Here is a 14,024-nt window from a genome sequence, read left to right as displayed (position 1 = left end):
TAAATCTGAATTAAAAAAATAGAGAGTGAACAACATGAAAATCGATAAGCCAGTATTTGTAGCAGACGTTGAATTTAAAGAAAGTCGGAATCAGCAAAGTGGAAAAGAATGGAACTGGGTTAATCCTCGGTGTGGTGAGTTTAATTTTCCTGCAAACTATTATGAAAGCTCACTGCAACAGTGGCATCAGTTTGAGGCACTAAGTGCCGACATTGAGTGTGATGTGGTGGTGATTGGGGGCGGTTTATTGGGTGCTTCTACCGCATTACATTTGTCTGAGCAGGGCGTAGATACGGTACTGGTTGAGAAAAACCGAATTGGTAGTGCAGCTTCAGGTCGCAATGGTGGACAACTGACGCCTGGCCTAGCGCGCTGGGAAGCTTCCGAGATGATTGAGCGATTCAGTTATGCCGATGCTAAAAAACTATGGCATTTCACCTCGACTGAAGCGATGTCCTTAATTGATTCTATTGCCGATCAATATGATTTGGAGTTACAACGTAAGCGCGGTCATATTACCGCAGCCGTGCATGAAGGACATTTGGTTGGCCTGACTCAAGGTTCTGATGCACGTAAATTTCTAGCTGAGTCACATACGCAAGTTGTTGGTAAGCATGAGTTGATGGAACACATTAATTCCGACAACTACTGTGGTGGTTTATTGGACTCATTGGGTGGGCATATTCATTCATTGGCTTTAAACCGTGGCTTGGCTTATGGCTTCTGTAAAAATGGCGGTAAAATTTATGAGCAAACCGAAGTTGTATCTGTAGAAGAACGTGCAGATGGTATTTATGTCACGACCAATTCAGGCATTATTAAAGCGCGTAAAAGTGTGGTGATGGGCGTGCATCATGCTTCATTTAAACTGCTACGTGAACATAACCAAACCACCATTCCGTTTTATACGTATGTCTGTACCACAGCACCTTTAGAAGTTGATTTACAAGTATTACTGCCGAGCGATGCACCAGTGTATGACACACAGTTCCAGATTGATTATTACCGTGGTGTCTCTAAAAACCGTTTATTGTTTGGTGGTGAGGGAACGGGTTCGTGTTGGAATCCAGAAAAAACTCATCAATATTTATTGGGGCGAATTAAACATGTGTTCCCACAATTGAAAAATGTCGAACTTGATTTTGTTTGGAGTGGTACCACAGATCTCACCATGAATGGTGCTGCGGACAGTCGTAAATTTGGCAATAAATTCCCAATCTATGCCGTGCAAGGATGGAGTGGTCATGGTGTGGCACAAACGGTGCGTATTGGTAAAGCCATTGCGGATGATTTTTGTGGCAAAGCAGATGACTTTAATATGCTGACCAGTATTCAGCATCAAGACATTCTATTTGGCCGTGCGCTTGCACCTGTCATGATTCCAGTGGCCAAAAGTGCTTATGGGCTAGGGGCAATGATTAATCCCGGAAAAATGGTGTCATTCTAGAACGTACGATCAAAGGGAGTCGGAATGACTCCCTTCTTTTTGGCGTAATATTTTAGTCGAGCATTTCTTTTTTCTTCAAAAACTTAGGCTTCCATTCACTTAAAATCACTCCGATCACCACCAATAATCCACCCAATAAAGCCATGGCAGGCAAACGCTCTCCTGCAATTCGTCCAAAAAGTGCTGCCCAAACGGGTTCCCCTGCATAAATAATTGCGGCTTGAGAGGGAGCAACTGAACGTTGAGCCCAGTTCATGGTTAATTGAATCAGTGCACTGGCTAAGCCTAATCCAACTGTGACTGCAACCAAAGTCCAAGAAAATGAAGGTAAATGCTGTTCACCCACCAAAGGCATGGATGCAAAAGCCAATAAGGATGCTATGGCCAGTTGAATGACCGTAACACGTTGAATATTCACCTTTCCGGCAAAATAACTGATCAGGATAATTTCCAGTGCAATGGCAATTGAACCTAACAGTGTCAAAATTTGCCCAAAATTAAGTGAAATTTGCTGTAGACCATTACCGGTGAGAAAGACTAAACCGATAAAGGCAAAAGATACCCCCATCCATGTCATCACATGAGGACGTTTACGGAAAATCAACCACAGTAAAATTGGGACTAAGGGCACATACAGCGCGGTTAAAAAAGCCGATTCACTGCTACTGATACTTTGTAAGCCAATGGTTTGGCTGCCGTAACCCAGCATAATGGTGAACCCAATTAAGCTGCCTGCATACAGTTCTTGTTTGGTGATGCTTTTTAAATGAGATCGGGTCAGTAATCCGATCATAATCGTTGCTGCTAAAAAACGACAGCCGACAAAAAACATTGGAGAGCTATAATTGAGTGCATATTGTACGGCTAAAAATGTCCCTCCCCAAATGAGGGTGATCAGGATTAAAGCCACTTGAGGTGCTTTGTTATGTTGGGCAAGTGCAGTGTTCATTTGAATGCTTGTGCAATATATTGCACGAATCTTGCTTCATTTTTATCTTTTGTGCAATATAGTGCGCATTGATTTTGAGTAAAAAAATATGAGTCAACCCAGTCAAGTCTTACAACATGTCAGTCATAATGTGCGCTATTTTCGAGATTTGAAGCAGTTGAGTCAGCAACAGTTGGCTGATTTAGCTGGGGTGAGCCGACGTATGATTGCTGGCATTGAATCGGGTCAGGATAATATTAGTCTCGCCAAACTGAGTTTAATTGCGAGTGGATTAGGGGTCGATTTTGGTAAATTAGTCAGCCCTCTGAGTCAGCAGGATCAAGCTGTGATTAATGAATTGGCATGGCAAGGCAAAAGCAAAGAAAGTTTTGCTAAACTGATGACATCTATACCAGCAAAACAAGTCGTTGAGCTTTGGGTGTGGTCGCTGGAACCCAAAGAGCAGTATCAAGCAGAAGCTGATCCACAAGGCTGGCATGAAATGCTGTATGTCATTGAAGGGCAGCTCACACTGGATGTAGCGGGTGTGTCAAAGGTTTTGCAAGCAGGAGATTCACTGGTGTATTCCAGCGCAGTAAAATACTGTTATCAGAACTTAAGTGATCAAACAGTGAAATTTATTCGTAATGTGGTGTACTAAATTTGAAGCATCAACAAGAGGTCCGAAGACCTCTTTTTAGCCTCTGTAAACTTAGAGAGCTTCGTTATCCCATAAGGATTGTGCTTCACGAAGGTTCAATGTGCCTTCGTAAATAGCACGACCTGTAATAGCACCTAAAATACCTGGTTGACCTTTTAAGTTGCGGACATCATCTAGGTTGGTGACACCACCAGACGCAATCACAGGTAAGCCTGAGTAGGTTGCTAAATTTACCGTTTGCTCAATGTTCACGCCTTGCATCATGCCATCACGTGCGATGTCAGTATAAACAATGCTTGATACCCCAGCATCGGCAAAACGTTTTGCCAAATCAGTGGCCTTAACGTCAGTCACATTGGCCCAACCATCTGTTGCGACCATACCATTCATGGCATCGATACCGACAATGATGTGACCGGCAAATTTCTTACATGCTTCTTCAACAAATGCAGGGTCTTGAACGGCTTTAGTGCCAATAATCACAAAAGATACACCGGCATCTAAATAGTGTTCGATGGTTTCAAGTGAGCGAATGCCACCACCAATCTGGATAGGGAGTTCAGGCTGTGCACGTGCAATTGCTTCAACCACAGGTTTGTGAATTGGCGTACCTGCGAAAGCACCGTTTAAATCGACCAAATGTAAGCGACGTGCGCCTTCATTGACCCAATGCTGTGCCGTTGCAACGGGATCATCAGAAAATACGGTATCGTCTTCCATACGACCTTGTTTTAAACGGACACATTTGCCATCTTTCAGGTCAATTGCTGGAATGATCAGCATGCTTGCGCTCCTAGCCAAATCTTATAAAGAATGTATTACCTGCAATCTTAGCAAAATATTGGCAAATTTCTAAGCATCAGTTTCAGCTTTTATTGTGTTCGGCTGCATGCTTAATTTGAATAAATGACTGGTAATCGTTTTGGGCAATAGATCCAAACGTAATAATTCTTCAAAAACCAGTACAGGCGCATAGGCATCGGCAGCGGCATATTGAATTTGATGTGGGGTGAGTATTTTTCGTGCCCAGTTTGAGGTACTTATTTTTTTACTTTTGGGGAAGTTGACTTGAAATAAAAGCGCCATGGCATTTTTCAGCCCCACTGGGTTACTAAAGCCAAATGTTGAAAAACATTTAGATAATTCAATTACATTATGCAGTTCAATGCCTTTTTTACGGAATAAGTGAGCATCATTTTTTAAACCAAAGCCGACTTTCATTTGATTTTTATTTTCAAAAATAGCTTTTAGGAACTCAAGTATTGAGGGATTTATTTGGAATAAATAGGCTTGATCACGACTTGCCAATTGAATGAGATGAGGGCCAGTTGAAACCTCACCTTTGTTAAACGTCGGTTTAGATTCGGTGTCAAAACCGAACAGGGTGCAAGTTTTGAGTTCTTGTTCAATGGCATGGCATTGTTGCAGCGAGTGAATCACCTGAATTTGTTGTAATGGAAGATTTTGAAATACAGGTAATTGCTGAATTTGTTCTTTGCTGGGTAAAACTTGATGAAGGCTGAAATTATTCATTAGAAATAAAACTTAAGCTTTTTTGAAGACTAACGTGTTTTAAGCGTAATGGCAAAAATAAAGCCCGCACAAATGCAGGCTTTAGAGCTGTGTTTTGATGTATCGCTTTACTCCGCTTTTTGCTGTATTTCGATTTGCCCTTCATGAGCACGCTGCACATAGTCTTGATAAGCGGGTATCGCAATGGCGGCTAAAATACCGATGGGGAAAATTAACACATAAATCCAACCCAAAACTTTTTCCCATGTTCGAGTTACTCTTGGCAAACCAAACTGGTTTGCATACGCATCGCCTTTGGCAAAAGTTAAATACAGCGCCATACCAATATTCACAAAAGGCACCAGCATCAGCAAAGAGAGCCAGCCGCTGTGATTGCGGTCATGCAGGCGGCGAACAGCGAAAATAAAACTAAAATAAATGAGGGCAATATACAGTATGCCTAAAATAATCATGGCAAAGACAGGCATATCTTGATTCGTGTCTGGAGCAGAACTAGGGAGTGCTATGGCAACGATGATGCCTAGAAGCATCATGACGAGTAATAAGAGGCCATTCCACCCAAGGTAAGAAAAGCGACTAAAGCGCCCAGCAGCATTCAGCACAGAGTCATTTACAGAGTTATTCATTATTATGTTCCAGTTTTTTAGTTGGTCTTTTTAACAAGCAGTCAAATAATAATCGGTTTTTAGCCAAGATTAAACAGCAGATAGTACATCAATAAAAAAGCCCGCATGATGCGGGCTTTTTTGCGGGAATAAAATTAAATATCCCATTCCACAAAGTTTTTCAATAATTGTAAACCTGCGGTATGACTTTTTTCTGGATGGAACTGAGTCGCGAACAAGTTTTCTTGATGAATTGCCGTACAGAATTCTAGACCGTAATCACAGGTTGCAGCCACAAGATTGGCATTTTTTGGTTCAACATAGAAACTATGTACGAAGTAGAAACGTGCATCTTGTTCAATGTCTTTCCACATGGGATGGCTTGGGTCTGCCTGATGCACTTGGTTCCAGCCCATATGGGGTACTTTTAAACCTGCCATATCAGGAAAACGCTTCACTTCACCTTCAAAAATACCCAGTGCATCTGCACCGCCATTTTCCTCAGAGTGTTGCATTAACGCTTGCATACCAACACAAATCGCCAGCACAGGCTTATTAAATACAGCATGGCGTACCACGTCATCAATCCCTGCTTCATGCATGCCTTGCATACAGTCACGCATTGCACCGACACCGGGAAAGACAATTTTATCCGCTTGGGCAATCAGTTTGGGATCATTGGTCACATCTACAGTTGCACCCACATGTTCTAAGGCTTTGGCGGCAGAGTGTAAATTTCCCATGCCATAATCAAGAAGGGCAATACGGGTCATTACAAGCTTCCTTTGGTTGAAGCCACTGTGTTTTCTGCACGTGGATCAATTTCACAGGCCATACGCAGTGCGCGTGCAAAGGCTTTAAAGACACATTCAATTTGGTGATGACTATTTTTACCTTTCAAGTTGTCAATGTGTAATGTCATCAGCGCATGATTCACAAAGCCTTGAAAAAATTCAGAGAATAGATCAACATCAAAGGTGCCAATACGTGCGCGAGTGAATGGAATATCCATCCATAAGCCGGGACGACCAGATAAATCGACCACGACACGACTTAAAGCTTCATCCAGTGGCGCATAAAAATGACCATAACGACGTAAGCCTTTTTTGTCACCCAAGGCTTGTGCAAATGCTTGACCAAGCGTTATACCACAGTCTTCTACGGTATGATGATCGTCGATATCTAAATCACCATCACAGTGAATGTCGATATCGAATAAGCCGTGTCGCTTGATTTGATCAATCATATGGTCTAAAAATGGAACACCTGTATTGAGGGTGCCTTGACCCGTACCATCAAGATTCACACGAACTCGAATTTTGGTTTCGTTAGTGTTTCTTACCACTTCACTGATACGCTGCGTCATAGACACGTTCCTCAAAAACGTCAAAAATGATGATGTAAAATGTTTTTTCGCGGTGACGAAATCACCGCATATTAGATTGCTCAGGAGGGTTAATCAATGCCTATTACCGTACATGCTTATACTTCACTAGAAAATGACGAAGTGCGCAGCCAGCTTGAGCGACTGTATGACACCAGCCCAGAATTTAGTGATGGGCAGGATGCCATTGAACAACTAGAGCAAAACTTGGTTCAGTATACCTTAGTTTACACAGCAGAATTTAATACTAAAGTGATTGGGGCAATTTGGTGCACTGGACAAGGGGAAAGTAAGACCTTGGAAAATATCGTGGTTCATCCGGCTAACCGTGGGCGTGGTGTTGCGGAAAGGCTGGTGAGTGAAGTTTGTCGTATGGAAGAAGCCAAAGGCGTTAAAGTTTTTGAACCCGGATGTGGCGCAATTCATCGTTGCTTAGCCAATTTAGAAAAAATTTAAGCTGGATTGAATGATAAAAAAGCAGCCATTGAGCTGTTTTTTTATCGGGTAAGAAAAGTAAAAAGTTGAATAATGGCTTGAGTATTCACTAAAAAATCATCAAATCAGTATGGATTTGCTGTAAAAATAAACGGTTGTTTTAAAAAGCACAAAAGTAACTTGACTGAAAAACACTTAAACTGTTTAATACGCGACATTGGCGTGATAGCTCAGTCGGTAGAGCAACGGATTGAAAATCCGTGTGTCCCCAGTTCGAACCTGGGTCTCGCCACCATATTCAAAATCTATTTCAAGATTTCAATCCCTGATCCCATCAGGGATTTTTTTTGGGTAAAAAATATTCAATCAAATAAAAATGTGATGAATTATATTGACTAATGTCCTGAGATACGGCTTAATACACGGCATTGGCGTGATAGCTCAGTCGGTAGAGCAACGGATTGAAAATCCGTGTGTCCCCAGTTCGAACCTGGGTCTCGCCACCATATTCAAAAAACCCTCAAACATTGTTTGAGGGTTTTTTTATGCTTGAAATTGTTAGACAAGTTGCATGACAGTGGGTTATTTTTCTGAGTATAGTCATTTTATAAAAATTGATTTGAACATTAAAACAATGAAAGATCTCTTTTCTCAGCATAGTCTGCTTTATAAACAAGCCCGTCCAAACTATTCCATACAGATTTTAAAAGAAATTTTACAGCATGTGCCAGAGAGTGGCTTTGCATGGGATTGTGGCGCGGGTTCTGGGCAATTCACCCAATTGTTAGCACCGTATTTCGATCATGTGGTGGCAACCGATATCAGCGATGCCCAGTTACAACATGCGCCTTATTTCGACAATGTCAGCTATCAAGTGCAAGCGGCAGAGCAGACCACTATTCCCACGCAATCTATAGATTTGGTCACGGTGGCCCAAGCTATTCATTGGTTTGACTTTGAGGCATTTTATCTTGAAGTGAAACGCGTGCTTAAACCGCAAGGTGTTGTGGCGGCTATTGGCTATGGCTTAATTCAGCTGCAAGATGCTGCACTGAATCGTTTGATTCAGCAGTTGTATTTTGAAACCTTAAAGGATTATTGGGACCGTGAGCGCCGTTATATTGATGAACTCTATCAAACCATTCCCTTTCCTTTTCAAGAAAAGGCTGTACCAGCGCTATCTTTACACTATCAATGGACAGCGCAACAACTGCTGAGTTATTTAAATACATGGTCAGCACTAAAACATTATCAAGAGCAGCATGCTGATGATCCACTTCAATTGATTTCAAAGGCCTTAAAAGCTGCGCCTGAACACTTAGATGTAACATTTCCTGTACTTATGCGTGTTGGAACGCTGAAAAAATAAAGCGTTAGCACGTTCTTTACAAGTATGATGCTCATGTTGTAATTTTAATATAAGATCATGATTTATAATTATTTAATATGATTGGTATTGTGTTTTTGATACAGGATTTGATCTTGTTAAAGAGGAAAAATTAAATTATTTTTGAACAAAAGTTGGAATTTGCTTAAGACCATTGATCAGAACAAAAGGCATTCATTCGATGGTTTATTATATAATTATAGCTGTTGAAGGTTGTTTATTTACTTTTATTTTTTTGAGTAGAGCTGCCATGAATCTCCTAAAATATGCGTCTTTTGTGATTGTTACACTTGCTTTCAGTTTTCCTATCTCTGCGACTTTTGCCGATACGGTTGAACTGCCGATGTTAAGAACTTTAGCAGAACCTGAGTTAAGAGCTGAAACAGGAATAATTCAATATCAAGAAGATCCTCAAGAAGTCAAAGCTTTGCAGCATAGAGTCATGAAAATACAGCTAGATACTCAAAACTTTGTGGTTGATCCAACCATTGTGACCACTTTAGATCTTGTGCCTGAGGGGCCAATGCCAGATTTAAACACCTTGCCATGGGGGTTACAGCAACATGTTTTGGCGATTGCAAAAGGTCTGCAATCCCCAGATCCCCGAGAAGGTTTGTATATTATGCTCGCACCTTTTGGTATAGACCGTAATGCGACCAATGTACAAATTAGTCGAGAGCAATTTTCATTTGGTGTGATCAATCGTTGATGGGTGAAATGAGATCGATTATCTGTCTCAACCAGCGGTAACTGCACCAAATAGCACGATGCGCTACCATCTACATAAACACGAATATTTTGATTTAAAAAAAGGATGCTAATGAATAGCATCCTTTTTTATCAATACTTTGATTTTAAGCCGAAATTACGCAGCTTTCTTTTTAAACCAAGAGAAGAATGATTTTTTCTCTTCAGTTTTTACCGCTTCAACTTTTTCTTCAGCTTGAGCAACTTGTTCAGTTACAGCTTGTTTTACTTCTTCTGTTTCAGCAGTAACGCTGTCTTTTGCTTGAGTTATTTGTGCTACAGGCGCGTCTTTTACTTCAGTCATTTGAGTAATGGTTGCATCTTTTGCAGCAACAATTTTTTGCGCAGCCGCATCTTTCACTTCAGTCGCTTTTTCTGTAACAGCAGTCGTTGTGGTTTTGGCTTGTTTTTTTGCAACAGTTGTCGTTTGAACTGCATCTGCTTTAATGTGTGCTTGAATAGTGGCAACTTTTGCAGCTGGAGTTGCTTCTACAGGTGTAGTCGCCATCGCTGAAGTCGTAGCTGCAACGAAAACCAGTGCCATAGCAGTTTGAAGAGCATTCATGAGTCACAATCCTGAATAAATAATGTGGAATATTTGAAGTGATGTATGGTAGCGCTTATTGTTTTTAAGTTTTGATATATGCTGAATAAGTCACCTTTAATTGTGTGAATATTCCACTAAAATTACAGAGTTATAACAGGATGTTGCGCAATGGTTACATGCTATTAATGGTTGGAGATGACCTGATATTAATTTATTCAACGTGATGCTGAGAAATCAAAAGAGCATCACCAGTATGCTTTTGAAAATTTTTCTATGAATTTTGAAGGAAAGGGGGAATTCACCGTACATTTAAAGGTCTTTAAATCAAAATCCCCGCACTTAGCGGGGATTTTTTTATTGCACTATTGAAGAATTAAACAGGTTCAATAACCATAAGCAATTAAATTGAATTAATCAAAAATCTTTTCAGCCGCTTGAAAAGGTAAAGAAATAACATCAATGGCGACCGCAAATGGCAGTAAAACCAATTTTTCTAAGGGATTCATTTTTGAACTTGATTTATAGCTTTCTTGATTGTTGGTATAGATCATCACTTGATAAGGTTTGCTTAATGCTTTGAGCGAAGCAATATTGTTTGCAACAGGGTAGACCACGCCTGCTAATTTTAAATTAAAGCAAAAGCGTTGAGCATTCATGCGTCTATCACTTGACGTTGAACATTCTTCTGCACCATTTTCGATAAAAAATGCTAAATCCTTTTTGCTAATATCTTCTTGTAACTTGACATAAGATAAAGGCAAGATTCCTGAAAAATGACCATCATTTTTTTCAGAGAAAAATTGTAACTCTTTGGTTATTTGGATATTGCTAGGATCAAGTTTACTGATTAAGTTGACAAACTGTGCGCCACCTTGAGTCAGAATATAGCTATTTTTTTGTCCAGCAATGACTAAACTATTTTGCGGTAAATTGGCTGTTGTTTGAGCAGGCTTGCCAAAAGCAACCACAGTATCTTCAACCAGTGTGACTTTGTTGGTTCTGGTGTAGGTTTGAGTGTCTTTTTTAATTAAAGTTGAAGTTGCACATCCTGTGAGGATTGTTGCAATGATGCCTAAGCTAATCGTTGTCTTTGCGAGTGATATAAACATCCATTTACTCCCAGTATTTTGAATATTAAATAGTAATAAATACTTATAAAAATCTTGATAGAACAATAATAAACAATCCCCACAAAAGCGAGGATGTTTACAAAAATATTAAATATTCCAAATATTTAAATCAGATTGAGACTGCATTTTTTCAATTTGACGGTGATTCTATAATGCTATTTATTGTTTGAGGTAGCGTTCAAAAATTGTAGAAAAATCATAGTTTTCAATTTGTTTACGACGTTTAGTCAGATTTTCTTCAACTTGAAGTGTGGTTTGGCAAATAATGTCGGGTAAGTTAAGTACAACTTGTTCAGGCAGCTCACGCAGAGAAAACATATTATTCACGGCTTGTTGTGTTTGCATCAGCGTTGATGTTTGACGTTCAATTTCTTTGCATGCCTCGCCAATACTAAATAGTGCCTTATATAAATCACGGACTTTCTCAATTTGTGATTTTTCAATATCAATTGAATAAGTTGCTGCTCCAAGTTGGAACTTGAGTTCAACGTCCCGATCAATCGTGCCCGCCGTTTCAAGTAACACTCGACTGATCTGATAATGTTTATATGGATAGCGATTTAAAGTCCGTTTTTTACTCACCGCACTCGTACCATCAAGATGAATAAAAGCAGTATTGGTAAAACAATATTCATCTGTTTTAGCTTTGATTAGAAAAAATATTTTTTCATTGTCTTCATGAAAAATATAGTCATCTATATCAGTCTTATCATAATCTCTCGGTTCAATAATTTTACCGATATCACTTGTTCCCATTAAATCGGCTGCCATATTTTTAAACATTGTTAGAACCTTATTATTTGTTGAAATTGTGATAATAATTTGCAGTGCGTTGTTCTGTCTAGTTCATGTTTTTGAATTTTAATCATTCAAAAAATATTAAAACGCATATTGATGTGATAAAAAATCCCTGCATAGAGCGGAGATTCTTCTTTTATCTTGGTATTTAACTAAACATTACTCGCCATATTTCATCTAGCTGAAAGTTTTTATACTGCTTTGAATGATAATATTGCGATTAATTCGTCGTAGTTTCAAATAACGGATTTAAAATTGCATCGGCTTGGACAGTATGGTTTTTAGCAGAGAAAATTCTGCCCTTAAGCATGTCATATTTATTCCACACAAATCCTTGTTTATCTAAATCCAAAAGGCGTACAGAATAGTGCTGACCTTCTTTGGGTAAGTATGCTGTCACTAATCCTGCACCTGCGCCCATTGTTGCAAGTGTTACACCTACACTTAACGCGCCAAACGCGAATTTTGAGCCTACGGAAGCATCTAATCCATCTAGTGATGCAACAAAAATGTAGTTAGATTGTGACCAATCTTTTAATGTATGAATCGTCGCATCATCTAATTTCGGGCTTGCTAGATTCGCTTTTTGATTTTGAGCATTTGCTAAATTAACTTCATCTGACTTAGCAATGAATTGATTTAATGCTAAAACGGCTGCACGTTGTTCTGCAGTCATATTGGCATTGCCCTGATTGAGAAGCGGATATGTGTTGATTGATGCTCGTTTTGTATTTGGAGTTGTTTGAAATTCATATTTTTTGAGTTGTTCTTCAGACATTGCCCCGCAAATGAATGGAGCAGCTGTTTCACTTACTTTTACACCGTGTTGGTTTAATTGCTGTGTAAATGTTTGAATAAACTTTTCACTGGTGAGCTGAGATGGTTCGTTCAGCACTAAATCTTTACCAAGCTCATTGGTAAGCAAACATGAGTTGACTAAAATTGCAACGGGTTTTACTTGAATCTCAGACTGTGTTCGATTTAAATATTGGCGCGCTTCAGGGGAAATTTTTGTAGTTGCACAACCAGTAAATGCCAAACTAGCAATAAGGGGTAATACAATTTTTTTCATAAGTGCTCTTATTTGATTTTGATGAATTTGCTTGAGCATTATGCATAAATAATATTAAGCTTTAATAAAAATTTTACTTTAAATGAATATATTTCAGCATCTTAATTTTAAAAATAGATAAAAAGAACCCCGCACTAAGCGGGGTTCTTTTTATCTCAGTATTTAATTAAACATTAAACACGTTCGATAATGGTCGCGATACCTTGACCCAAACCGATACACATGGTCGCAAGACCAATTTGCGTATCTTGCTGTTCCATTACGTTAAGCAATGTCGTGGTGATACGTGCACCAGAACAGCCCAATGGGTGACCCAGTGCAATTGCACCACCGTTTAAGTTGATCAGGTCTTGTTTTTCATAAATGCCTAAGCCTTTCATGACAGACAAGCCTTGTGCAGCAAATGCTTCATTCAATTCAAATGTTTGAATGTCGCTAATGCTTAAGCCAGCGCGTTTAAGCGCTTTTTGCGTTGCTGGTACTGGACCGTAACCCATGATCGCAGCATCACAACCTGCAACCGCCATAGAGCGAATTACAGCGCGTGGCTTAAGACCTAATGCTTGAGCACGTTCAGCAGACATCAATAACATTGCAGAAGCACCATCAGACAAAGCTGAAGATGTCGCCGCAGTTACTGTACCGCCTTTAGGATCAAATACAGGACGTAACGATTTGAATGATTCAAGGTTAGCGTCTGGACGAATAACTTCGTCGATGTCGCATAGGATTTTGAAGCCATTTTGATCATGACCTTCAACACCCACGATTTCATTATTGAAACGACCTTCTTGCGTAGCAGCCCAAGCACGGCGGTGTGATTCAACACCAAACGCATCTTGTTCTTCACGCGAAATGCCATTCATACGACCTAACATTTCAGCGGTTAAGCCCATCATGTTCGACGCTTTTGCATAATGTTTAGATGCTTCAGGATTCAGGTCGATGCCGTGCATCATACCGACGTGACCCATATGCTCTACACCGCCGATGATGAACACATCACCTTGGTTGGTCGCAATTTGCGCCGCAGCAGTATGAATAGACTGCATAGATGAACCACAAAGACGGTTCACAGTTTGACCTGCAACAGTTTTTGGTAAGTCAGCCAATAACGCAATGTTACGACCAATGTTCATGCCTTGTTCTAGGGTTTGGTTAACACAACCCCAGATGAGGTCTTCAACTTCGTTGACATCAAACTGGTTACGAGCAACTAAAGCACGAACCAATTCAGCAGATAAGCTGTCAGCACGTACATTGCGGAACATACCGTTTTTGGTTTTACCCATTGCTGAACGTACGCCATCAACGATGACAACGTCACGCGGATTTAAAGTAGCCATTCAC

16 protein-coding genes and 2 tRNA genes are annotated in these 14,024 nt (G+C 40.0%); 7 read left to right on the top strand and 11 right to left on the bottom strand.

Annotation, left to right across the window (positions count from 1 at the left end):
• The first annotated feature begins 34 nt into the window (after positions 1-34).
• The gene (locus tag B9T24_RS07870) at positions 35-1,447 is read left to right on the top strand and encodes an NAD(P)/FAD-dependent oxidoreductase (protein WP_086165272.1); all 1,413 of its coding nucleotides are present in this window, start codon (positions 35-37) and stop codon (positions 1,445-1,447) included.
• Between the two features lie 52 nt (positions 1,448-1,499).
• Here B9T24_RS07870 and B9T24_RS07865 read toward each other — a convergent pair whose 3' ends face one another.
• Positions 1,500-2,396: a DMT family transporter gene (locus B9T24_RS07865; protein WP_086165271.1), complete on the bottom strand. Its 897-nt coding sequence runs from the start codon at positions 2,394-2,396 to the stop codon at positions 1,500-1,502.
• An 88-nt stretch (positions 2,397-2,484) separates the two neighbouring features.
• Here B9T24_RS07865 and B9T24_RS07860 point away from each other — a divergent pair, with 88 nt between their 5' ends.
• Positions 2,485-3,036, top strand: coding sequence for a helix-turn-helix domain-containing protein (locus B9T24_RS07860; protein WP_086165270.1), 552 nt, complete (start codon positions 2,485-2,487; stop codon positions 3,034-3,036).
• 51 nt (positions 3,037-3,087) lie between these two features.
• Here B9T24_RS07860 and hisA read toward each other — a convergent pair whose 3' ends face one another.
• The 5 genes from hisA to hisB form a co-directional block, all read right to left on the bottom strand.
• Complete coding sequence (gene hisA, locus B9T24_RS07855; RefSeq protein ID WP_086165269.1) at positions 3,088-3,819, bottom strand: 1-(5-phosphoribosyl)-5-[(5-phosphoribosylamino)methylideneamino]imidazole-4-carboxamide isomerase; 732 nt, start codon at positions 3,817-3,819, stop codon at positions 3,088-3,090.
• A 69-nt stretch (positions 3,820-3,888) separates the two neighbouring features.
• Entirely contained in the window at positions 3,889-4,569 is a 681-nt protein-coding gene (locus tag B9T24_RS07850) for a 3'-5' exonuclease (RefSeq protein ID WP_086165268.1), read from the bottom strand.
• A 107-nt stretch (positions 4,570-4,676) separates the two neighbouring features.
• Positions 4,677-5,195, bottom strand: a complete 519-nt coding sequence (locus tag B9T24_RS07845; RefSeq protein WP_086165267.1) for a DUF805 domain-containing protein — start codon at positions 5,193-5,195, stop codon at positions 4,677-4,679.
• Positions 5,196-5,329: 134 nt separating this feature from the next.
• Positions 5,330-5,947 carry an imidazole glycerol phosphate synthase subunit HisH gene (hisH, locus tag B9T24_RS07840; RefSeq protein ID WP_086165266.1) on the bottom strand — a complete coding sequence of 206 codons (618 nt, stop codon included), beginning with the start codon at positions 5,945-5,947 and terminating at the stop codon, positions 5,330-5,332.
• Positions 5,947-6,540, bottom strand: a complete 594-nt coding sequence (hisB, locus tag B9T24_RS07835) for an imidazoleglycerol-phosphate dehydratase HisB (protein WP_086165265.1) — start codon at positions 6,538-6,540, stop codon at positions 5,947-5,949. The genes hisH and hisB overlap by 1 nt, the downstream gene beginning before the upstream one ends.
• Positions 6,541-6,636: 96 nt before the next feature.
• On the opposite strand from hisB, the gene B9T24_RS07830 reads away from it, so the two are divergent.
• The 5 genes from B9T24_RS07830 to B9T24_RS07810 all read left to right on the top strand — a co-directional run bounded on the left by B9T24_RS07830 (position 6,637) and on the right by B9T24_RS07810 (position 9,089).
• Entirely contained in the window at positions 6,637-7,014 is a 378-nt protein-coding gene (locus B9T24_RS07830; protein WP_086165264.1) for a GNAT family N-acetyltransferase, read from the top strand.
• Positions 7,015-7,212: 198 nt separating this feature from the next.
• A tRNA-Phe gene (locus tag B9T24_RS07825) sits at positions 7,213-7,288 on the top strand.
• Between the two features lie 135 nt (positions 7,289-7,423).
• Positions 7,424-7,499 (top strand) — tRNA-Phe (locus B9T24_RS07820).
• A 128-nt stretch (positions 7,500-7,627) separates the two neighbouring features.
• Positions 7,628-8,362, top strand: a complete 735-nt coding sequence (locus tag B9T24_RS07815) for a class I SAM-dependent methyltransferase (protein ID WP_086165404.1) — start codon at positions 7,628-7,630, stop codon at positions 8,360-8,362.
• Positions 8,363-8,630: 268 nt separating this feature from the next.
• Positions 8,631-9,089: a hypothetical protein gene (locus tag B9T24_RS07810; RefSeq protein ID WP_086165403.1), complete on the top strand. Its 459-nt coding sequence runs from the start codon at positions 8,631-8,633 to the stop codon at positions 9,087-9,089.
• A 156-nt stretch (positions 9,090-9,245) separates the two neighbouring features.
• On the opposite strand, the gene B9T24_RS07805 is transcribed toward B9T24_RS07810, so the two are convergent.
• From B9T24_RS07805 to fadA, 5 genes are all read right to left on the bottom strand, one after another.
• Positions 9,246-9,692, bottom strand: a complete 447-nt coding sequence (locus tag B9T24_RS07805; protein ID WP_086165263.1) for a hypothetical protein — start codon at positions 9,690-9,692, stop codon at positions 9,246-9,248.
• 392 nt (positions 9,693-10,084) lie between these two features.
• Positions 10,085-10,783 carry a hypothetical protein gene (locus B9T24_RS07800; RefSeq protein ID WP_086165262.1) on the bottom strand — a complete coding sequence of 233 codons (699 nt, stop codon included), beginning with the start codon at positions 10,781-10,783 and terminating at the stop codon, positions 10,085-10,087.
• Between the two features lie 180 nt (positions 10,784-10,963).
• Positions 10,964-11,587, bottom strand: coding sequence for a PH domain-containing protein (locus B9T24_RS07795; protein ID WP_086165261.1), 624 nt, complete (start codon positions 11,585-11,587; stop codon positions 10,964-10,966).
• 235 nt (positions 11,588-11,822) lie between these two features.
• The gene (locus B9T24_RS07790; protein WP_086165260.1) at positions 11,823-12,674 is read right to left on the bottom strand and encodes a hypothetical protein; all 852 of its coding nucleotides are present in this window, start codon (positions 12,672-12,674) and stop codon (positions 11,823-11,825) included.
• A gap of 173 nt (positions 12,675-12,847) precedes the next feature.
• Positions 12,848-14,020, bottom strand: coding sequence for an acetyl-CoA C-acyltransferase FadA (fadA, locus tag B9T24_RS07785; RefSeq protein ID WP_086165259.1), 1,173 nt, complete (start codon positions 14,018-14,020; stop codon positions 12,848-12,850).
• Positions 14,021-14,024 lie beyond the last annotated feature (4 nt).

Source organism: Acinetobacter sp. ANC 4654 (assembly GCF_002135425.1).
Classification (GTDB): domain Bacteria; phylum Pseudomonadota; class Gammaproteobacteria; order Pseudomonadales; family Moraxellaceae; genus Acinetobacter; species Acinetobacter kyonggiensis.
The sequence above is the reverse complement of the archived record's forward strand: the minus strand, read 5'-3'. Positions and strand labels throughout refer to the sequence as shown.